The organism is Clostridium subterminale, assembly GCF_039521425.1.
Classification (GTDB): domain Bacteria; phylum Bacillota; class Clostridia; order Clostridiales; family Clostridiaceae; genus Clostridium_J; species Clostridium_J subterminale.
This window is the reverse complement of the sequence record NZ_BAAACI010000006.1, coordinates 252,308-274,421: the sequence shown is the minus strand read 5'-3', so window position 1 is coordinate 274,421 and position 22,114 is coordinate 252,308. Positions and strand designations below refer to the sequence as shown.

Here is a 22,114-nt window from a genome sequence, read left to right as displayed (position 1 = left end):
TGATCTCTAATAAAAAAATATACCCTTATAAACCTTTAGCTTATAAGGGTATATTTTTCTATTTTCTTATTTATTTAAAAGAGCTTTATCTGGAGTTACAAGAATTTTCACATGTTTTTTCTTTTCAGGACCGGTCAAGGCTCCAAATCCTTCTTCAACTATATCTTCAAGTGCTATTTTCTTAGTTATATATCCTTCTGCCTTAATTCTTCCATCGCTCATTTGCGCAATTGTTGCTGGAAACTCATGTCTATAGGCTAAAGTTCCTACTATTTTCTTTTCAGAAAATACTAAGACATTAGGGTTAAAGTTTATTTCATCTTCCCAAATACTTGTTATTACCATAGTTCCTTCATATTTTAGACTATCTATGCCTATATCAAAGCCTATCTTTGCTCCTGTAGTTTCAAAGGCAACATCTACACCTGTTCCACCAGTAAGTTTTTTAACCTCCATAGCTATATCAACTTCATTTGGATCAAGAACAACATCTGCTCCTGCCCTCTTTGCATATTCCTGTCTTATTGATTTTCTTTGTAACACTACTACTAATTTTGCTCCTGCCGCTTTTAAGCATTCAATAGTTGCAAGACCTATTGGTCCTGAACCAAGTACTATGGCAGTATCTCCTGTTTTAAAATTAGCAATTCTAATAGAATGAAGTGCTACCGCCATTGGTTCTACTAAAGCTCCTTGTTCATAAGTCATCCCCTCTGGCATTTTATGCACATATTCTTCTGGAAATACAGTATATTCTGCAAGTCCTCCACCACTACCACAAAGTCCGTGAAATCCTAAGGAAGAGCACAGATTGTATTTACCTTCTCTACATGCTGGACATTCTCCACAAGCTACTATAGGTTCTACAATAACTCTATCACCTATTTGAAATTTTGTTACTCCTTCTCCTACTTCTACAACTTCCCCTGAAAATTCGTGCCCTAGAACTACTGGTGCTATATTCCCACTTAAAGGATGAGGTTGTCCAACAGGTATAAAAATAGGTCCTCCTAAATATTCATGCAAATCTGAACCACATATTCCACACCATTTAACTTTAATTTTTATATTTCCTTTAGTAACCTTTGGTTCATCTACCTCTTCAACCCTAATATCTTTCTTAGCATACCATAATGCTGCTTTCATAATAAAAGTACCTCCTAAAAAATATAATCTAATATATTGTTAATATTCTCACATATTTATTATGCAAGACTTATGCCAAAATCATTGCTTAAAATACTTTTTAAAACATTATTCACCCTATTTTGCCTGCAGCTATGAAAATGACTACATTGAGTCCCATTCTATATTTATAATTAAATTTACTTTAAACCTTATTTAAAAATTTAATTTTTATAGCCAATTAAAAAATCTCAAAATAATACACAACTTAGTGTCTCATCTTGAGATTTATTATTTTTAATTCTCATTTTGATACATGTATGATTCTAATCATTGATAATAAAAAAACAAAGTAATTTATAGGTCATTTATGTTATATTTTTTTATTTTTCTATAAATAGTAGCTCTACTTATTCCTAACATTTCTGCAGACTTTAATATGTTACCTCCGCAAAAGTTAATAGCTTTTATTATACTTTCTCTTTCTAAAATATCTATAGGTACTATTTCATCTACATCACTTGCTTTCTCATTATTAAAATTAGCTTCTATTATTTGTGACTTTTCCAAAGATTGTACACAAATTATATCCTTTTCACTAGAATAATAATCCCTTTCTATAGCATTTCTAAGTTCTCTTACATTTCCAGGCCAATCATGTTTTTTTAGTCCATTTATATAATCTGTTTTTATTAGTTTATATTTATCTTTATTTTTAAAATTAAGACTATTAACAAAGTATCTTGCTAATGTCTCTATATCTTCCTTTCTTTCCTTTAAAGGGATGGTTTTTATATTCATTACATTTAACCTGTAATACAAATCTTCTCTAAAAGTTTTTTTACTTACCTCTTTTTTCAACTCTTTATTGGTTGCTCCTATTATCCTTACATCTAATTTCTTTTCGTAATTTCCGCCTACTCTAACTATGGTATTGTTATCTAAAACTCTTAATAATTTCGATTGCATATCTAAAGGAAGTTCTCCTAATTCATCTAAGAAAATTGTTCCACCATCTGCTAATTCAAATTTTCCTGGATGTCCCTCTTTAGCCGCTCCAGTAAAAGCGCCCTTATCATAACCAAAAAATTCACTTTCCATTAGGTCTCTAGGAATTGAAGCACAGTTTACAGCTACAAAAGGTCCATCACTTCTTTGACTATAATTATGTATAGCTTGAGCTACCAGTTCTTTTCCCGTGCCGCTAGGTCCTTCTATTAATATATTGCAATCACTTCTAGAAGCCCTTTTTGCAAAATTTATCATATTTATCATTTTATCGTTACTAGTTACAATGTCTTTAAACTTATAGTTAGCCTTATATCCTACCACTTTATTTACAAGCCTATGTACAGATTTACTTTCTCTAAAAGTTATAACTACTCCCATAGACCTATTATTAACATTCATAGGCACAACATTTAATATACATTTTATTCTTTTATTATTAATATTAAAGTCACATTCTATGTTATTATACGCTTCCTCATAATTTTCTATAATGTAATCAAAATTTAAATTACCTAAAGCTTCTTTTATATTTATTTCAAATATTTCATCTTGATTCATATCTAAAATATTTTCTGCCCTATGATTCACTCTCTTAATATTAAATTTTTCATCTATTACTATCATTCCCTCTACAATGGAATCAAAAGTTATATTTAATAAATTATAGGATAATATAAGTTCTAACTGTTTCTTTATGGATTCAGCTGCTGCAATAACTATTCCTAAAGTATGTAGATGTGCATCCTTGCATATGCCAGACATATTTATACACCCTATTATTTTCCCATCACTATCATGTATAGGTGCTGATGAACACGTCCAAGAATGTTGTTGTATACCATAATGCTCAGCCCCAATAGTTTGAATTGGTTTATTTAGATATAAGCAAGTTCCTATAGCATTAGTTCCTACTGCTTTTTCTGACCATAAGGCTCCCTTTGTAAATCTTAAATCCCTAGCTTTTTCTAAAATACTATCATCACCAATAACATCTAGTATATATCCATCTTTATCTGCAAGGAATAAAGCAAAGCCTGAACCTGATATGGTGTTATACAAATTCTCCATTATAGAATGTGCTACTGAAACTAATTCTATATTCTCTTTAACTTTAATTCCTACAGGAGCTTTGTATTCCTCAACACCTCTTCCATCCATATAGTCTACATTATACTCTTTACATCTTATCCATGAATCTCTTATATCTTTTTTAACTTTTTTATTATCTATACCGTATTTCACAAATTCATTCCATGCTTTTGTAATGAATTCCGTATAATTATCCATTCTTACACTCCCACCCCTTAAGAAATATATACTTAAAACAATAAATTTATTATTTTAGTATTTGTTTTATATCACCATGGAAAAAATATATACCTAGAACTAAATCTAATAAATAAAATAAGCTGCTTCTAATTTTCTAAAACCTAAATTTAAAATTTATAAACTTTAGATTTAGTTTATTCCGAAACAACTTATGCATAAGCCCTAATATTGGAAGTATGGTCCTCCCCCTATCTGTAATAGAATATTCTACATTAGGTGGAATCTGATGATATTACTCCCTATGAATTAATTTATCCCCTCCTAGCTCTTTAAGCTGCTGAGACAATATTTTATGTAACATATCTGTTAAAGTTCTTTTTAACTCTCCATATATCATAACTCCTTTAGTAGATAAATATCAAATAATTATATGTTTATATTTTAAGTCAATAACCTTTTGAGTGTATTCTAAATGGCATTTCATTTATCCTACTATACATTAGACATTTCAATATTACACTCCTTTTATATAGTATCTTACATAAAAGTGCATACTATTAAATTTAAATATATAGCCAGTATATAAAATAAAAATTATTATTACAATCTACTAAAAATATAAAGAGTGTTTTTATGGAACTGCATAGAAGTAATACAAAATAGAAGAAGTATAAAAAATGTTAAATCTTATAAAATAGCAGAAAAATCTCTTCACTCTCTGATTGAAACTGGAGGATTGGCACCTTCTGTACAAATATTCAACCTACACGCTATATAGTAATAACTGTAAATATAGATATCTTAGGATTCCCATCAGAGTTTATAGAGTGATTTAATCCAAATGCACGTAAATTACATAAGGTTCCTTAGATTAATGGTCTAATATAAATTCTATCTACCACATTATACATCATATTTACTACCATGCCTATAATCGCAGGAATAGAAAATTTCACTATTAATTTAACTATTCCTAAATTACCTAATTCTTCTTGATTTTTTTCTAAACTACTTATTTCCATAGCGTCCCATTAACTGAATATATTGTATAATGCTTTCGCTGAGTATGTAACATATTTTTAAATCATAATATAGATAATATAAGATACTATGATGGTACCATTGAGCATTTAAAATAACATATAACAACGCCCTTAATCGAAGACTAAGTTTAAACGTCGCAGTAACCTATAATTTTTAGTATAATTACGAATAAAAAAATAGAGTACTACCATGATGATAGTACTCTATTTTTCATCTAACTTTATAAAGTCTTCTACTACTATAACTTATTAATTCACTCTTTATCTAGCTATATGATTTTTATTGGTCGCCTTGACTATTTTTACAATTTCATACCAACTTACTGAAATTATAGATATGAAAATAGCTACTCCAAATTGTTTCAAAGATAAAGGTGAAAGCTTTAAAAAAACATTTATTGGAGTATAAAGTATCAATAAAAGACCTGCTATTGTACCCAAACTTACACCCCACATTACTTTATCTTTAGCTAACCTCTTAACAGATTTAATAGCCAATTCCGAATCTGAACTATTAACTTGAACTAATAATATATTAGCCATCAGTATAATAGTTAACCCCATTGCTCTTGCAAGTGATGCATCATCTGGATACTTACTTAAAAAAGCAAAATAAGTTCCGAATGATGCTCCAAATATAATAACCCCTTGAAGTATGCTTTTAAAAAGCATTTTAGACGTTAACAATTTTTCATTAGGATCACGAGGTTTTCTCTTCATGATATCATGCTCTGCTGGTTGGCGTTCTAACACAATAGAACATGTAGGATCAATTACAAGCTCAAGTAAAACCACATGTAGTGGAAGTAACAAAAGACTTGTTGGACTTATTGCTAATAAAGGAGCAAGTACTGAAGCAAGTGCTATAGGAATATGAATTGTAAATACATAGCCAACAGCCTTTCTTATATTATCATAAATTCTTCTACCATCTTCTATTGTATCTACTATAGTAGAAAAGTTATCATCAAGTAATATTAAATCTGCAGCTTCCCTTGAAACCTCTGAGCCACGTTTCCCCATTGCAATACCTATATCTGCATGTTTAAGTGCGGGAGCATCATTAACTCCATCTCCAGTCATTGCTACTATTTCTCCATTTTTCTTGAAAGCTTTAACAATTCTCATTTTGTGTTCCGGCACAACTCTGGAAAAAATGCTAACTTGTTTAACTTTTTCACATAACTCCTCGTCACTCATTCTGTCAATGTCATCACCTGTAATTACTTTATCAATGTTCTCCATTCCAATTTGATTAGCAATAGAGCTTGCAGTTATACCATTATCTCCTGTTATCATTACAACTCTAATTCCAGCCTCTATGCACGTTTTTATGTCTTCCTTTACAGATTCTCTTGGAGGATCTGCAAGTCCAACTATTCCACAAAATTGCAAAACGCATTCATTTAGAGTGTCTGGTACATTGCTTATGCTATCATATTTTGCTCTACCAATAGCTATAACTCTAAGTCCTTTTCTGGACATTTCTATAATTTTGTCTTCAATTAATTTTTGTTCTTTCTCTGTTAACTTGCATATTTTAACGATACTCTCAGGTGATCCCTTAGCTGCTACTATTATTTGATTATTTTTTAACCAAACATTCCCCATCATTTTGTCTTCATTACTAAAAGCATATTCTTTAATTAATTCACCATGAAAAATCATATCTTCAGTAATTTCATTTTCCTCACAATAGGATATCATAGCTTTTTCCATAGGATCATAGGCATCTATTTTGCATCCCATTCCCATTGTACTAACTACTGACTTTATATCATTATCAAAACTCCAAGCATCTCTAACTTTCATCTTATTCATTGTTATTGTCCCTGTTTTATCTACGCAAAGTACAGAAACTGCTCCTAAAGTCTCTACAGAAGGTAATCTTCTAACAATTGAGTTCTTTTTAGCTAATCTCCAAGCTCCCATTGATAAAAATACTGTTAGAATAACTGGGAATTCTTCTGGTATCATCGCCATTGCAAGAGTGACACCAGATAAAATACTTTCTATAATTCTATCCATAAAAACATGGTCTGAAATGTTAAAATAAGTTACTATTCCAACAAATATAAATAGAACTGCTGCTATTAATGCACATAACTTTACTAATTTACCCGTTTGCTTTTGGAGTGGAGTTGGGCTATCTGATGCTTCCACAATATCCTTTCCTATTTTTCCATATTCAGTAGATAACCCTATTTTGTCTACTAATATTGTACCTGATCCTTGTATAACTAATGTTCCAGCATAACAGTAATCACGTCGCCAATAATCATTAGTTTCTACTCTATCATCTTGTTTAGATATTTTCCATACACCTTCCGATTCTCCAGTAAGAGATGACTCATCAATACATAGTGTACTTTCTTTTAAAATTATGCCATCTGCTGGTATCTTAATACCTTCCTCAATATACATTATATCATCAGGAACTAAATCTTCACTCTTAATTACCTTTTTAACTCCATCCCTACATACCGTTATATGAGGTGCTGATAAATCTTTTAATGCATCCAATGTTTTATCAGTTTTCCATTCCTGTATTACTTCAATACTAATAATTCCAACGACAAAGATAAGCATAATACTACCATCTCTCGGTTCTCCTAAGATGAAGTATATTACAGCTGCAACAATTAGTAATAAAAACATTGGTTCACTAATAACCTTTAAGATTTTGTTTAAAAAGCCCTCTTTCTTTTTTGATATAAGTTCATTCTTTCCATATTTTTTCTGACGGTAATGTGCCTCATCACTTGTAAGCCCTTCCATAGCTTTGATTTGTTGTTCTGTCATACTAGTTACCTCCAATTTTAAATTATTTAAGATAGCTCTATGGCATTGCAAACCTCAGAAATGTTCTAAAATTGGTCAAAAAAAACCTGTAGAACATTTTACTGTCCCACAGGTATATAATCATAATTATCCTGTTGCCAATTAAGGCCCGGCCCCACGAACTCCCAAAAAGTTCATCGCCTGCTCAGTTTGTACTGTAGATTTATATGCAGTGCAAATAGATATACTTTAATAATAACATGCATACTATGATTTGTAAATAAATTTTAAAATAAGATATATGATCATTATAAATAATAAGCACATTTCTTACCTTGACTCTACATTTAAAATTAAATCTAATAAATAAAATAATACGAGTTATTAATATAATCTACCTCATATTTTTCGCATAATTTTTTTAACAAAGTTTTTATCTTAATATTATTTCCATTTGGATTTTTTAAAAGTTCATTGAATTTATTCTTTTCTTTTAATGTTGCTGTATCTTTTATATATCCATAAACATGTTGTGCTGAATTAATAAAATTATCTTTGCTAAAAGGCTTTTCTAAACACTGATCTATATACATATACACTTCTCTCATTGGTATATGAGAAGTTACTAAGCTACTACATTTTTTATAATAAGAATAGTCCTTTTCCATTAAAGAATACTTATACTTTGCCCATTGCTCTGTCCTTATTGAAATTGGTAAGTCTTCATTAAGAGTGCAAATACACTTGATTGCTGATATTTCCTTATCCTTAACTTCAAGCATAACATCTGAATTAAAATCTGAAATACTTTTCATATAATCTAAAAAATTACTAGTAACAACAAACTTAGAATGAGCTCCTCCTTTTTTACTTATATCTCTATCAGAATAATGAAATTTTACTGGACCATCTTCAACTTTCCATGTATTTTTAACAGAGTATAAAATATCCTTCCACTCTAAAGAACAAGGATTGAGCTGTTGATGAAGATTATCAAACACTGCTGGTATTTTAATATCATTACAAATATTTAATACATCTTCTATGGTATAACTCTTATCATCATTCTCAATTACCAATCTTTTTTTCAAAGAGTTTGATAGTCTATTAAAATTATGTTTAAATCGTTCCATGGCAGAAATTTTATCTCCATATACCCCTCCAACATGAAGTATAATTTTGTTAGAATAGTCCACACCTAAACTATCTAAAAATCTGCAATGATACTCTAGATCCATAATACTTTTTTTAACTACTTCCTCATTAGGAGAATTTAGAACTGTATATTGACCAGGATGCATAGAAACCCTAATATTATTATTTTTTATAAATTCTCCACACTCTGTAAGTTCTTTATTATATGTCTCCCACCACTTTAGGTTATTAATGGGGTGACTACCAAAAGGTATTATATCTGAACTTATCCTAAACATATATATTTCATTTTTTACATTCCATTTCAATATATTTATTAAATCATCAATGTTATTTCTGACACACTGATTAAAAATATTATCACTATAATTTTTTAATAAAAAGCTTCTTGAAGTTTTATAAGGTATAGATGCAGGTGTACATGCATACCCAATTCTATTTTTCTCAAGCAACTTATGACACCGTCCTTTTACTTAAATAAAAAGTAATAAGCTAATTGCCATTACAGCCATTCCTGCTACCAGTCCATAGATAGATAAATGATGTTCCCCATATTCTCTTGCAGATGGAAGTAATTCATCAAGAGAAATGAATATCATAATACCAGCCACTATAGCAAAAATAATTCCAAGGGTAATATTGTTAATAAATGGCATCAGTACTAAATAACCAATAATCGCACCTAGAGGCTCTGAAAGTCCAGATAGAAAAGAATATAAAAATGCTTTTTTTCTACTACCTGTAGCATAAAATACTGGAACTGATACTGCGATACCCTCAGGAATATTATGAATAGCAATCGCTATTGTTATAGGTATTGCTATTGATGGTTGCTGTAATGCAGAAATAAAAGTAGCCAAACCCTCTGGAAAGTTATGGATACCTACTGCCAGCGCTGTAAGCAATCCCATTCTAAGCAACTTCTTATTATCTTTTGATGTATCTTTTGATGTATCTTTTAAATTACTCTTTTCTGTCTCATTTAATTCTTCAATTTTATAAATATCGTGAGGATTTTCACCACTTGGTATAAGTTTATCAATAAGAGCTATGATTAACATACCAGAAAAAAATGCTCCTACAGTAACCCATGAACCTAATTTATATCCAAGTTCAATGGATAATAACTTCCTAGCTTCAACAAAAATTTCTATCATGGAAACATATATCATAACTCCTGCAGAAAATCCTAAACTAATTGATAAAAACTTTGTATTGGTCTTTTTAGCAAAAAATGCAAGAGCACTTCCAATTCCTGTACTTAACCCTGCAAATAGCGTTAATGCAAAGGCAATAAAAACTTGTTCCATATCTTTTCCCCCTAATTTCTAGATTTTATTCATATACTTGTTAATAATTTCCGTGAATTTGTATAATCATTATAATATCTATTACTACTATTTTTACTAATTTTCACTTTAATTCAACTTTCTAATGATAGGATAATTTAAATTATTTTTCCTTTTCCAGTATAATAATTATATCATAAACAATTTTAAAATTACTACTATGCTAGCTACATATAAACTTAAATCACCTAAGGTTACTCTTTAAATTTCTTTAAAAATAATTCTTATCCCAATGTTTTTATTAGATTTATTTATATTTTTGTACATTGTATTGGATATTATCCACGAGTGTACTTATGTTACAATGGTATTACTTAAATTTAAATCTTATTATATAAGTACTTAAGAAAAGGAGACGTTAATTATGTACGAAAATCTTAAAATGGAAAACATGACCTGGCAAGAGTTTGCAAAGAAAAAAGATGATGTGATTATATTACCAATAGGTGCTACAGAGCAACATGGTCCTCACTTACCTACTTGTGTAGATTCTGTATTAGCAAGAGAGTTTGCTTATCGCATAGCAGAAAAAATAAATGGAGTAGTTGCTCCAACAATTTCCTATGGATATAAATCAAAACCATTAAGTGGTGGTGGTCCATTATTTCCTGGAACTATTGACTTAAATGGTGCTACATTACAAGCCTTAGTAATGGATATAGTAGATGAATTTGTTCGTGATGGCTTTACAAAAATATTTATTTTGAGTGCTCACTTTGAAAATGAAGCATTTATCATAGAAGCTATGGATTTATGTTCTGCAAAATATGGGGACAAAGTGAAGCTTCTTCTTACTAACTGGTGGAATCCTATGTCACCTGATGTAATTGATAAAGTTTTTGATGAAGTACCATTCCCTGGATGGGCTTTAGAACATGCTGCCGTTACAGAGACTTCATTGATGATGTATTTTGCACCAGAGCTTGTTAGAGAAGATAAAATACTAGATACAGAAAACGCCAGTCCAGCAACCTACTTTCGATATCCTATAGAAAAAGATATCGTTCCTGAAACTGGAGTACTTGCTTCAGCTAAATCCTCTTCAGCTACAAGAGGAAAGATAATTGTAGATGACGTTATTCCAAACATTGTTAAAATAGTTGAAGAAGCTTTCAGATAAATCTAAGAATTATCTCTTAATTTATAAAATTATTATGCTTCTATTTAATATAATAAGCTTTGCCTAGTATGATTTGTATACTTTCATACTAGGCAAAGCTTATTTATATTTCTTTCCCCTAATCATCACATAAAACTATAATTTGTGATGGTGTCGTAATTGCAGGTATGCTTTTTGTACTCATTCCATATACAACAACAAGATTTCTATTTTCTATATTTCCTAAAAAGCTCTGTCCATTTTCAAGTAGTATTTGTGTTTTATTACTAATATTAAGTTTAAGTGAATCATCTCTACTGACTAATCTTCTATTGAAATGAGATACCTTGACATTTTCTTTTTTTGATTTTCTGGCTATAACAATAGCTCTATACTGAGGTGGAAATATTAATGGCATAGGTGCCAATGAATCATAAAACGCAATTATATGATCGCCAGGTCTTATATTAACATGGTCCACAAAATAAGTATCTCTGCTAACAACTAAATTAAAATCATCATCTCTTCTGCCTCTTACTGACATCATTATTGTACATGCTGATGTGTCATTTACTGAAGTCTTCATTACTTCTATACTTTTAACTACTCCTTCAACACTTAAAAATTCCTTCACTATTATTCCTCCATATAATAACATATTATGTTGCTATTATATTATGGTCAAAGAAACTATATGTTACATGAAATAAATGCCAAATTCTATAATGTTAATAAAATTTATTGACAATTATTAAATAAATCTTTGAATATTTCACATACTATCCTATAAGCATTAATGAAAGATCAACTATAATAAGTCAAGTAGTTTTTAGAAAAAGGGATCAGTCTTTCAAGTACGAGTTCTAAGTCTCAAGTAGATAGCAATAATCCTCTCAATCTAAAAAACAATTATCTTTAAAATTAAGAGATAATTAAAAATAGGTTTATAGGTTTTCCTATCAAATAACCTAAATATACTATACGAGGAGAAATAAACGTGGTATTTAAGTTTTTAACAAAATATTTAAAGCCTTTTAAAAAAATGGTTTTTATTGCACCGATATTTATGTTAATAGAGGTTATTGTAGACTTAATCCAACCATTTTTAATTCAACAAATAATAGATAAGGGACTAAGTGTTGGTAATCTTAATTATGTAATACGTAATGGTATCATTATGGCAATATTATCTTTAATTGGAATTATATCAGGAATTGTAACTATATATTTATCATCCAAAATTTCTCAAAACTTTGGAGGTTATCTTCGCGAAGATACTTTTAGGAGAATCATGGAACTTTCCTATAAAAATCTAGATCATCAGAGTCCTAGTAACCTTATTATTAGATTGACAAACGATACTAATCAAGTTCAAAATTTAATACTCATGAGTTTTCGTATTTTAGTTCGTGCTCCACTTTTATTAGTAGGTAGCTTTATATTGGCTTTATTAACTGCAAGAGATTTATCTTTTATAATTATAGCTTTAGTTATAGTTATTGTTATTTCACTTACAATAATAATAATAAAATCTTCTCCGCTATTTACAAATTCTCAAAAGGCTTTAGATAATCTAAATACAGCCTTAAATGAAAATTTTACTGGAATAAGAGCTGTTAAAGCCTTTGTTCGTGAAAATTATGAAATAGAAAAGTTTCATAATAAAAATGAATTACTTTATATAACAAGTACTAAAGCTTCTCATGCTGTAGCACTTGTTATGCCTTTTCTAATGCTTTGTGTTAATTTTGGCATTGTTGCTACTCTTTATTTTGGAGGAAATTTAGTAATTAAAAATGGATTAGACGTTGGTCAAATTGTTGCATTCATAAATTACTTACTTCAAATATTAGTTTCTTTGTTGATTTGTGGAATTCTACTGATGAATGTGTCTCGTGCTATTGTATCAACTAAAAGAATTATTGAAATTCATGATATAAATCCTGATATTATTTATAAAACAAAGGACTTTAATGAAATTAAAGGTAATATAACCTTCGATCATGTTTATTTTAAATACTCTGAATCTGGTGAATTTGTGTTAAAAGATATTAACTTTACTGCTAATTTAGGTGAAACAATTGGAATCATTGGCCTAACAGGTTCTGGTAAATCCACTTTAGCTCAACTAATTCCTAGACTATATGATGCAACCCTTGGTCGTATCCTAATTGATGGAATAGATGTTAAGGAGTATAGTGAAAAATCTTTACGCTCTCAAATAAGTATTGTATTACAAAAGGCTCTTCTTTTTGCCGGTAAAATTAATACAAATATACGTTATGGTAATCAAGAAGCAACTAATTATGAAATAGAAAATGCTGCTAAAACAGCTCAAGCTAGTGAATTTATAGATCGTTTTCCTGAAAAGTATGATACCTTTATATATCAAAAGGGAAGTAATTTATCTGGTGGTCAACGTCAACGTGTATCCATTGCTCGTGGATTAGTTGGAGATCCCAAAATACTTATTTTAGATGACAGTACTAGTGCTTTAGATGCAAAATCTGAAGAACTTGTAAAAAAGGCATTAGCTAAAGATTTTGGTGATACAACTACTTTTATCATTGCTCAAAAAATATCGTCAATTAAAGCTGCAGATAAGATTTTAGTTATTGATAAAGGTGAAATTATTTCTATAGATACCCATGAAAATTTACTAAAGTCAAGCTCTTTGTATCAAGAAATTTATGCATCCCAATCAGGCAAGGAGGCTTAAATATATGAATAGCAATAAAATGAAGAATCTACTTAAATATTTTAAAGATTACAAAGGTCAAATTTTTATTATAGTCATATGCGTAATTATTTATACCTTAGGTAGAACTGTAAGTCCATTTTTGTCTGGCTTTATAATAGACACTTACATACTTCCTGGTAACTCATCTGGATTAATATATGGTGTTTTGCTAGTTCTAGCTATTTTCCTTACAACTTCCATATCTAGCTTAATACAAAATCGCTTAATGATTAGTGTTGCTGGTAAAGCTGTACGTCAATTACGTCACGACTTATTTGCTAGACTTCAACAGCTTTCTTTAAAATATTTTGATTCTACTCCTACTGGAGAACTAATGAGTAGGTTTACTAATGATATTGACAATATTAATACTACTTTAAATCAAAGCTTACTTGAAATAATTTCAAGCATATTAGTTCTAATTGGTATAATCACATTTATGCTTTTTTTAAATGTAAAACTAGCTATTGTAACTGTAATTTCTACTCCCATCACCCTAATTATTTCAAAGGTTTTTGCTAAAAAAACCAAAATTAATTTTGATAAAATGCAACAAAAACTTGGTGACCTTAATGGTTATATTGAAGAAAATATTTCTTCTGAAAAGGTTATTTTAGCTTATGGAATGCAGGAAGATACCATAAACCGTTTTTCCAATATTAACAAAGATTTAGTTGATTGCTCCACAAAAGCTCAAACAACCGCTGGTATCATGTCACCTTTAGTTAATGGAATAAGTAATATAAACTTAGCTGTAATTGTTGCATTTGGTAGTTATTTAACTATACAAGGTGAAGCTACTGTTGGTCTAATCGTTGCTTTTATAAATTTTGCTAGACAATTCTTTCAGCCTTTGAATCAACTAGCGAACCTTTATAACCAAATACAACTTGCCTTAACTGGCATTGAAAGAGTAATGGAAGTTATGAACCAAATTCCAGATATGGAGGACATTCCAAGTAGCAAAGCTGTTTCGCATTTTGAAGGAAATGTCGAAATTTCTCATTTAGATTTCAGTTATGTTGAAGGTAAACCAATCTTAAAGGATATTAATATGCATGTTGAAAAAGGTAAAATGTTTGGTATCATTGGCCCAACTGGTTCTGGAAAATCAACTATTATGAATTTATTACCACGATTTTATGACTATCAAAGTGGAAGTATAACTATAGATGGTACAATACTTAAAGATTTTAAAATCAAAGATTTAAGAAGTGCTATTGGAATGGTTCTCCAAGATACTGTTATATTTACTGGTACTTTTAAGGAAAATATCAAATATGGAAACTTAGAAGCCAGTGATGAACAAGTAATCGATGCAGCTAAAGCTGCTAATATTCATGAATATATTACTTCTTTACCTGATGGTTATGAAACCATGTTAGATTCCAGTGCTAGTGAATTAAGTATAGGTCAAAAACAACTTTTAACTATTGCAAGAACTATAATATCTAATCCTGATATCCTTATTTTAGATGAAGCCACCAGCAACATTGATACTCGTACAGAAATTAAGATTCAAGAAGCTATGAACAACATGATGAGAGGCCGTACTAGTTTTGTAATTGCTCATCGTTTAAAAACTATTTTACATGCTGATGAAATAATTGTTCTTAAGGATGGTAAAATATTTGAGCAAGGTACTCATAAGGAATTACTAGCTAAAAATGGATTCTACACCGAACTTTATCATAGTCAATTTAATATTTAAAAATTTTAGCACCCTTTTAAAAGGGTGCTATTTTACTAATGATTAATTGCACATTTGTATTACATATATAGTTTTACTTTACTATTCGTTTCTTATCATCAGATAAATCAAGGCCTAATGTTCCACCTGGATTCATAATATTATTTGGATCAAAATGATTTTTTAATACCTTGAATACTTCCATTTGATTTTTACCTATTTGACCTTCAAGCCAAGGGGCTGTCATCTTTCCTATTCCATGATGATGACTCATCGCAGCTCCATACTTCTGAATATTATCAAGTATTCCATATTGATATTCTAAATACTCATCTATTTTATTCATTTTAGCTATAAAAATAAAGTACAGATTTGCACCTTGTGGATAAACATGAGACATATGTGTCATGCAAATTGTATTTGGTCTACTTTTGCAATAAGCTCTTACTCCCTTATGAACGTAATCCATATTATTCCAATTAACTGAACATTCAAGGGTATCAGTCATAATACCATAATCCTGTAAATCTTCTCTTAAATATGGATCTCTAAACCTTCCGTGCTCCCATGCCTTAGTTACATATCCGGTGGTCGACATAGCTCCATACGCTTTACATATCTTATGAACCTTTTTCCTTACTATCTTTGTAAAACATGTTTCTCCATCTGTAAATCCTAAAAACATACATCTCTCATTTGGCTTATATCCTCTTACAGTCATTATTTTATCAATAATTGTTCCTTCTACGCCATAGAGTTTCATCATAACATCAGTTTCTTCTGGGTCTGATAATCTAAATACTGATGGAAATCCAAATTGCCCTTGCATAATCTCTCTTGCTGCATTTCTAGCATCTACCCAGTTTTTAAATATATAACTAAATCTTCTTTGATTTTCTGGCATGTATCTAAAAATTTTAAGAGTTACAGAAACTAATATTCCATAAGCACCTTCGCTTCCCATCATGATTTCATCAATGGATGGTCCTGTAGCTAATGCAGGATATTCATCGGTTTTTATAACACCAGCTGGTGTTATATACTCTTGACATATAACCATATCCTCAATCTTTCCAAAGTAAGTTGAATTCTGACCTGCTCCTCTAGTTACAACCCAACCCCCAACTGCCGAATATTCAAAGGATTGAGGGAAATGTCCACAGGTATATGCCCTCTTTGCACCAAAGAGTTCCTTTGCTTTATTTAATGTTTCTTCTAGTTTTGGACCTGACATACCAGCTTCTACAGTTATTGTTTGATTTATTTCATTAAAGTTAACTACCTTATTCATATGAACTCTCATATCTAAGGATACTCCACCTTTTACACATTCAACACCTCTAGTTACAGATGAACCTCCTCCGTAAACATACACTGGTATTTTCTCTTCATTACAGTACTCAACTATTTCTTTTATATCTTCTTTGCTTCTTGGATGTATTACTATATCAGGAATATTTTCAACGATACCTTCTCTAAGTCTCATCGAATCTATCATAGTTTTTCCATAAGCTATTTGAAGCCTTGAATAAGGGTCCATCCTTACATTATTTTCTCCTACTATATGTTTAAAGTGAGCAATTTGCCCTTCTGTTAAAGTAATCTCTTTTTCAAAATTAACCTTTTCTAAACCCATTTTTTGAGGTGTTTTAAAATCCTCATCAGTCATTTCAAAGATTTTCTTCATCAAAGTGTATAATCTAGGATTAGGATGTTTAAATTCCTTAGGGTCTCCCCATTTTAAAATAGATCTATAGGATCCTTCTGGTGGTAAATCTTCATACCATTTCGGTGTAAAATTATCTTCATTTTTATTCATAAATAATTCCCCCATATACAACTAAATATCTGGATAATTTGTTATCTTTCCAATATCTGAATATAGTGATTTAAGTTTTCTATATATTTTCTTGTAAACTTTCTTAAAAAGCTTTGAATATATTTCTGTATATTCTTTTTCTGGAGTAAATATTTTTTTATAATGAACCATTTTTTCAATAGCTTCATTGTAAGTTACATACATTCCTAAAGCTACAAAGGTTATAATAGCTGCTCCTAATCCTGACGTCTCATGGGTCGTAGTTTTATAAACCTTTCTATTTAGCATACTGGCAGTTATTTGACAAATAGTATCACTTTGAGAACCGCCTCCTGAAACCATTACATACTTCACTTTCTCCTTAGTCTTTCTTTCTATCTTTTCTATTCCATCTAATAATCCATAATTTATTCCTTCAATAATAGCTCGATAAATATGGCTTCTTGTATGAACATCTCCAAAACCTATAATTGCTCCCTTTGCCTCAGGATATTTTAAACCTGGCCCCCAATATGGTTGAAGCATTAACCCATGGCATCCCGGTGGAACATCCTTTAATCTTTCATTTAATATTTCTTCATAAGAAATACCTCTTTCTTCAGCTTCCATAGCTTCCTTTCTAGCAAATTCTCTCTTAAACCAACTAATCATCCAATAACCCCTGAAAATTTCAAATTCCGGATTATAATATCCTGGTATGCAAGCTGGATAAGCTGGCATGAACATTAAAGGCTCTATATATTTTTTTGACATAGTCTGAACTGTAGCTGTTGTTCCAAAACTTAAATTTACCCATTTTTCATTCTTACAACCTGTACCTAAGGTTTCACAACCTTTATCTGATCCTGCTGCAATAACAGGTATTCCAATCTTTAATCCTGTAACCTTTGCAACTTCTGGACTTATTTCCCCAATTCTTTCTCCCACCTCTACAAGCTGAGGTAGTTTTTCTCTTTCAACTCCTGAAATTTCCCACCTATAATCTTTATTTCCTTTTGGCCAATCTTTCTTTTTAAAATTAAAAGGTATATGTCCAATCTGAGATGCTATGGAATCTACAAAATTTCCTGTTAATTTAAAATTTAAATATCCTGAAAGTAATAAATACTTATAAGTGTTTCTCCATATTTCCGGCTGATTTTCCATTATCCAATTTGCTTTACATTTTTTCCTTGAAACCTCTATGGCTTTTTTCATTCCAATTAACCTAAAGAGAAAATTATATCTTTTACTTATAGGCTTTTTACACTCTGCCATCCTCTGATCTAACCATATTATTGCAGGTCTTAATGCTTCCCCATTTTTATCTACATTTATTCCTGTATCTCTTTGTGTTGTTACTGATACTGCAAGTATCTCATTGAAAAAAGTAGAATTATTCTCTTTTAGTGCTGTACATACATGACATACTCCTTGCCACCAAATCTCTGCATCTTGTTCTGCCCATCCTGGTTTATTTGAAAAGTATGGTTGAAAATCTAACTTTTCTTTAGCTACTAATGTACCTAATCCATTAAATATCAATGCTCTTACACTTTGTGTCCCACAATCTATGGAGAGAACATATTTATCCTCCATTCGGATACTCCTCCTTTAATATCTCAATTAAACTTGAGGTTGAAATGATATTAACTCCAGTGTTTAATACATTTTCAATTATTACTTCATTTATATCAACATGATTTGTTATTACTACTTTACTTATTTCTCTCATTACATTAAATATTTTACTCTTTGGAATCAGTCCATCAGTTCTCACCGGTAGCCTTGGCATTTCCTTATATATAGTATTTACTGTTGAAGCAATACTTCTTAATGGATTTTTAATCTCATTAATTCCAAATTCTATTCCTCTTTTGCACTTATTACCTTCCACTAATAGTTCTTCATTTTTTTCAATTATAGTAAGTTTACAACCATTAGGACACACTATACAGGTGATTTTTTTTAACTCCACCTTATACACCCTCTTTAATTTTACTCATAACTAAATTTAAATTATCAATATTATTTACAGAAAATGATTTTAAGTTCAAATTTATTTTTTCCATCTCCGGTGGCTTTATTATATTATACTTTTTCATAAATAATACCTTGTCACCTAAGTAAAATTCCACTTTTACATTCTCTATTACATCTTTACTTCTAAAGTAAATTGTTATATCTTTATTTATAGAATTTAAATCTATGCTTTGAGGTACTACATATAGAAACTCTTTTTTATCAAATATTATGTCCACTAATCTTCTATAACTATCTACTTCATAAGTTGCTGCCTGCTCTCCAGCATATTTCCCACTTTCTGATACATAATCTACTAAATCATTAACATGAAGAGAATTTCCACAGGAAAATACCCCATTTACACTTGTTCTAAAGTTATGATCTACCTTTGGTCCTTTGGTTGATGGATCAATTTCTATATTCAAACTTTCTGCTACCTCATTTTCTGGTATTAATCCTACTGATAATATTAATCCATCACACTTAATTATCTCTTCTGTTCCATCAATGAGCTTCATATTTTCGTCAACTCTACATGTTTCAACAGCTGAAACTTTACTCTCCCCTATTACCCTAGTTACTGTATGTGATAAATGTAATGGAATATTGTAATCTTCTAAGCATTGCATAATATTTCGGCTTAATCCTGAAGGAGTACTTTTCATTTCATACACCCCTATAACCTTAGCACCTTCCAAAGTTAACCTTCTAGCCATAATTAATCCAATATCTCCACTTCCTAAAATCACACAATTTTTACAAGGTAAATAACCCATCATATTTGTTAAATATTGTGCTGTTCCTGCTGAATATATGCCAGCAGGTCTATCGCCATTTATAAAAACTTGCCTAGCCGTTCTCTCTCTACAACCATTTGCTAAAACTAATGCCTTAGAGTTAACCTGAAAAACATTCTCTTTCGAATTTATTAAGGTTAATATAAAACTTTCTCCTATTTTTTCTACTTTACTTACAAATGTTGATGTATATATTGATATGTTTTTTTCTTTAATCCTTCTTATATATCTATCTGCATATTCTGGTCCACTAAGAGTCTTATTAAAGGTAATCAATCCAAAACCATCATGAATGCATTGTTTTAATATTCCACCTAACCTTTCTTCTCTTTCAACAATTAAAGTTTTAGCTCCTTTCTCATTAGATGCTAATGCTGCTGCAAGCCCTGCTGGACCTCCACCTATAACTATTACATCAAAGTGAAATTTATTGTCTTTCATACAATTTCACCTCATTTTCATTTATAGTGAGATTATTATACTTACTTTGAACTTTTTCTATAAGAATATTAGAATCTTTTCCTTTCTTAGTAATTATCTCAAAACTTTTACTAGACTCCTCATGAATAATCTTTAATACTTGTTGTAAACAAAAGCCTCCTTGACACCTACCTGCTCCAGCCTTAACTCTTCTTTTAATAGCATCTACTGTATCTACTTTTATTGGGCTTCTTAAAGCATCCTGAACTTCACCTTTGCTTATTTCCTCGCATCTACAAATTATTTCACCATATTCTGGTTTCTCTTTTATTAACTTAGCCCTTTCCTCAAAGGACATATTTCTTACTTCTGGTATTCCTTTTCTTATTGGATTCCAATAATCTTTTTTCTTTAACTGTATTTTTTCAGCTAGTAATCCACAGGTTATCTTTTCAATTTCCTCTGCTATAGCTGGTGCAGATGCAAGACCTGGTGATTGGATACCTGCTGCATAAATTAAATTATCAACACGCTCAGAGCGTTCAATGATAAAATCTTCTTCATAAGTAGCGGCTCTTATTCCCGCATAATATGTTATTACATCACCATTAGATAATTTAGGTACTACAGGTAAATGCTTTCTTAGTATATTCTCTATATTAGTTGAATTTGTAGAATAATCTTCTCTAAAGGGTTGTTCATAAGCATCAGGCCCTACCAATATATTTCCATCTATTGTTTTTATAATACCTCCACCCTTAGTATTTCCTTTAGTCAGATTTAAGCTTGGCTTAGCTACCACTCCATTAATTAGAGAACCTTTCTTTCTATCTAGTATTAGCGTCTCTCCTTTTCTTGGATGTATTGTGAAAAACTGATCATCTGCCATGTTAGCAATTTTATCAGCAAAGATTCCAGCAGCATTTATAATTACCTTAGGATATATTAATCCTCTATTTGTATTTACTCCAATAATCTCATTTCCATCCATAAGCAATGATTCTACTAAGGTATCTAAGGAAAAATCGACTCCATTCATAGCTGCATTTTCTGCAAAAGCATAGGTCATTCTATAAGGAGATAATATACCTGTTGTTCCAAAATGAACTGCCCCAACTATATTATCCGTCACGTTTGGTTCTATTTTTTTTACCTGTACCTTATTTAAAATAACTACATCCTTTACTCCAGCCTTCCGTGCTCTATTCATAAGGTAAGGTTTAGCTAACCTTATAAATCCTCTATCGAAAAGCACTGTAGAGCCACATCTTTCAAAAGGCACCCCTAGCTCCTTTGTAATCTTTGAATAAAGCTCATTACCTCTAACATTAAATATGGATTTTTTACTTCCTATAGGAGCTTCTATACCTGGATGTATCATCCCATCATTTCTTGATGATGTGTGCATTGCCAAATCTGATTCTTTTTCAAGCAATAAAATAGACAATTCCCACTTTGCAAGCTCTCTAGCAATAGCACACCCTATAACTCCTCCTCCAATAATAAGTACATCTACTCTTTTTCCATTTAAATGTGAATCTCTTATAATCGGTGCTTTAATTAGAGGTATTTTCAAACCTTTCACAGTTATTTGATTTACTACACCCTTGTATCCTCTTTTAGATGCAAGTTTGCCAGCTTTAATAACCATATTCCAACTCTCCACCTGCCCTTCTAAAATGATTGAAGAGTTCCATTCTCTGCAGTAAATCTCTTTATTAACCTCTTTTTGTATAAGTTTTTGAACCTTTTCATATTTTTTTATCATTACATATCCCTTCCTTAGGATGTTCGGACATCTTAACCTCTCTG

General features: G+C 30.5%; 15 protein-coding genes, 1 pseudogene and 1 riboswitch. Of the genes and pseudogenes, 3 read left to right on the top strand and 13 right to left on the bottom strand.

What is annotated here, in order from left to right; translation table 11 throughout:
- Nucleotides 1–66 precede the first annotated feature (66 nt).
- The 7 genes and pseudogenes from ABDZ93_RS10225 to zupT form a co-directional block, all read right to left on the bottom strand.
- Nucleotides 67–1,146, bottom strand: a complete 1,080-nt coding sequence (locus tag ABDZ93_RS10225) for a 2,3-butanediol dehydrogenase (RefSeq protein WP_343826068.1) — start codon at nt 1,144–1,146, stop codon at nt 67–69.
- A 336-nt stretch (nt 1,147–1,482) separates the two neighbouring features.
- The gene (locus tag ABDZ93_RS10220) at nt 1,483–3,423 is read right to left on the bottom strand and encodes a sigma-54-dependent Fis family transcriptional regulator (RefSeq protein WP_343826066.1); all 1,941 of its coding nucleotides are present in this window, start codon (nt 3,421–3,423) and stop codon (nt 1,483–1,485) included.
- A 136-nt stretch (nt 3,424–3,559) separates the two neighbouring features.
- Nucleotides 3,560–3,802: pseudogene (locus ABDZ93_RS10215) on the bottom strand (winged helix-turn-helix transcriptional regulator).
- A 469-nt stretch (nt 3,803–4,271) separates the two neighbouring features.
- Nucleotides 4,272–4,427 (bottom strand): hypothetical protein, encoded by a 156-nt coding sequence (locus ABDZ93_RS10210; RefSeq protein ID WP_343826064.1) that lies wholly within the window; start codon nt 4,425–4,427, stop codon nt 4,272–4,274.
- A 282-nt stretch (nt 4,428–4,709) separates the two neighbouring features.
- Nucleotides 4,710–7,250: a cation-translocating P-type ATPase gene (locus tag ABDZ93_RS10205; RefSeq protein ID WP_343826062.1), complete on the bottom strand. Its 2,541-nt coding sequence runs from the start codon at nt 7,248–7,250 to the stop codon at nt 4,710–4,712.
- A gap of 99 nt (nt 7,251–7,349) precedes the next feature.
- Nucleotides 7,350–7,448: riboswitch (NiCo riboswitch) on the bottom strand.
- 140 nt (nt 7,449–7,588) lie between these two features.
- Nucleotides 7,589–8,836 carry a UV DNA damage repair endonuclease UvsE gene (uvsE, locus tag ABDZ93_RS10200; protein WP_343826061.1) on the bottom strand — a complete coding sequence of 416 codons (1,248 nt, stop codon included), beginning with the start codon at nt 8,834–8,836 and terminating at the stop codon, nt 7,589–7,591.
- Between the two features lie 21 nt (nt 8,837–8,857).
- Nucleotides 8,858–9,694, bottom strand: coding sequence for a zinc transporter ZupT (zupT, locus tag ABDZ93_RS10195; protein ID WP_343826060.1), 837 nt, complete (start codon nt 9,692–9,694; stop codon nt 8,858–8,860).
- A gap of 403 nt (nt 9,695–10,097) precedes the next feature.
- Between zupT and ABDZ93_RS10190 the strand changes: the two genes are divergently transcribed.
- A complete protein-coding gene (locus ABDZ93_RS10190; RefSeq protein ID WP_343826057.1) occupies nt 10,098–10,853 on the top strand; it encodes a creatininase in 756 nt (251 codons plus the stop codon).
- 118 nt (nt 10,854–10,971) lie between these two features.
- Here ABDZ93_RS10190 and ABDZ93_RS10185 read toward each other — a convergent pair whose 3' ends face one another.
- Nucleotides 10,972–11,466, bottom strand: a complete 495-nt coding sequence (locus ABDZ93_RS10185) for a hypothetical protein (RefSeq protein ID WP_343826055.1) — start codon at nt 11,464–11,466, stop codon at nt 10,972–10,974.
- Between the two features lie 363 nt (nt 11,467–11,829).
- Here ABDZ93_RS10185 and ABDZ93_RS10180 point away from each other — a divergent pair, with 363 nt between their 5' ends.
- Nucleotides 11,830–13,551, top strand: a complete 1,722-nt coding sequence (locus tag ABDZ93_RS10180; RefSeq protein ID WP_343826053.1) for an ABC transporter ATP-binding protein — start codon at nt 11,830–11,832, stop codon at nt 13,549–13,551.
- 4 nt (nt 13,552–13,555) lie between these two features.
- A complete protein-coding gene (locus tag ABDZ93_RS10175; RefSeq protein WP_343826051.1) occupies nt 13,556–15,283 on the top strand; it encodes an ABC transporter ATP-binding protein in 1,728 nt (575 codons plus the stop codon).
- A 73-nt stretch (nt 15,284–15,356) separates the two neighbouring features.
- Here ABDZ93_RS10175 and ABDZ93_RS10170 read toward each other — a convergent pair whose 3' ends face one another.
- Genes ABDZ93_RS10170 through ABDZ93_RS10150 form a run of 5 tightly spaced genes read right to left on the bottom strand, consistent with a single transcriptional unit; the run spans nt 15,357 to nt 22,070 of the window.
- On the bottom strand, nt 15,357–17,081 hold the full coding sequence (locus ABDZ93_RS10170; protein ID WP_343826049.1) for an FAD-binding oxidoreductase: 1,725 nt from the start codon (nt 17,079–17,081) through the stop codon (nt 15,357–15,359).
- Nucleotides 17,082–17,102: 21 nt separating this feature from the next.
- Nucleotides 17,103–18,659 (bottom strand): FGGY-family carbohydrate kinase, encoded by a 1,557-nt coding sequence (locus ABDZ93_RS10165; RefSeq protein WP_343826047.1) that lies wholly within the window; start codon nt 18,657–18,659, stop codon nt 17,103–17,105.
- On the bottom strand, nt 18,649–19,038 hold the full coding sequence (locus tag ABDZ93_RS10160; protein WP_343826045.1) for a DUF1667 domain-containing protein: 390 nt from the start codon (nt 19,036–19,038) through the stop codon (nt 18,649–18,651). The genes ABDZ93_RS10165 and ABDZ93_RS10160 overlap by 11 nt, the downstream gene beginning before the upstream one ends.
- A 1-nt stretch (nt 19,039) precedes the next feature.
- Nucleotides 19,040–20,323 (bottom strand): NAD(P)/FAD-dependent oxidoreductase, encoded by a 1,284-nt coding sequence (locus ABDZ93_RS10155; protein ID WP_343826044.1) that lies wholly within the window; start codon nt 20,321–20,323, stop codon nt 19,040–19,042.
- A complete protein-coding gene (locus tag ABDZ93_RS10150; RefSeq protein ID WP_343826043.1) occupies nt 20,310–22,070 on the bottom strand; it encodes an NAD(P)/FAD-dependent oxidoreductase in 1,761 nt (586 codons plus the stop codon). Before ABDZ93_RS10150 ends, ABDZ93_RS10155 begins: the two co-directional genes overlap by 14 nt.
- Nucleotides 22,071–22,114: the final 44 nt, after the last annotated feature.

Coding starts and splice junctions, on each gene's coding strand:
- ABDZ93_RS10150 (WP_343826043.1), bottom strand. CDS start 22,070: ATGATAAAAAAATATGAAAAGGTTCAAAAACTTATACAAAAAGAGGTT.
- ABDZ93_RS10175 (WP_343826051.1), top strand. CDS start 13,556: ATGAATAGCAATAAAATGAAGAATCTACTTAAATATTTTAAAGATTAC.
- ABDZ93_RS10205 (WP_343826062.1), bottom strand. CDS start 7,250: ATGACAGAACAACAAATCAAAGCTATGGAAGGGCTTACAAGTGATGAG.
- ABDZ93_RS10190 (WP_343826057.1), top strand. CDS start 10,098: ATGTACGAAAATCTTAAAATGGAAAACATGACCTGGCAAGAGTTTGCA.
- ABDZ93_RS10225 (WP_343826068.1), bottom strand. CDS start 1,146: ATGAAAGCAGCATTATGGTATGCTAAGAAAGATATTAGGGTTGAAGAG.
- ABDZ93_RS10210 (WP_343826064.1), bottom strand. CDS start 4,427: ATGGAAATAAGTAGTTTAGAAAAAAATCAAGAAGAATTAGGTAATTTA.
- ABDZ93_RS10220 (WP_343826066.1), bottom strand. CDS start 3,423: ATGGATAATTATACGGAATTCATTACAAAAGCATGGAATGAATTTGTG.
- zupT (WP_343826060.1), bottom strand. CDS start 9,694: ATGGAACAAGTTTTTATTGCCTTTGCATTAACGCTATTTGCAGGGTTA.
- ABDZ93_RS10165 (WP_343826047.1), bottom strand. CDS start 18,659: ATGGAGGATAAATATGTTCTCTCCATAGATTGTGGGACACAAAGTGTA.
- ABDZ93_RS10170 (WP_343826049.1), bottom strand. CDS start 17,081: ATGAATAAAAATGAAGATAATTTTACACCGAAATGGTATGAAGATTTA.
- ABDZ93_RS10155 (WP_343826044.1), bottom strand. CDS start 20,323: ATGAAAGACAATAAATTTCACTTTGATGTAATAGTTATAGGTGGAGGT.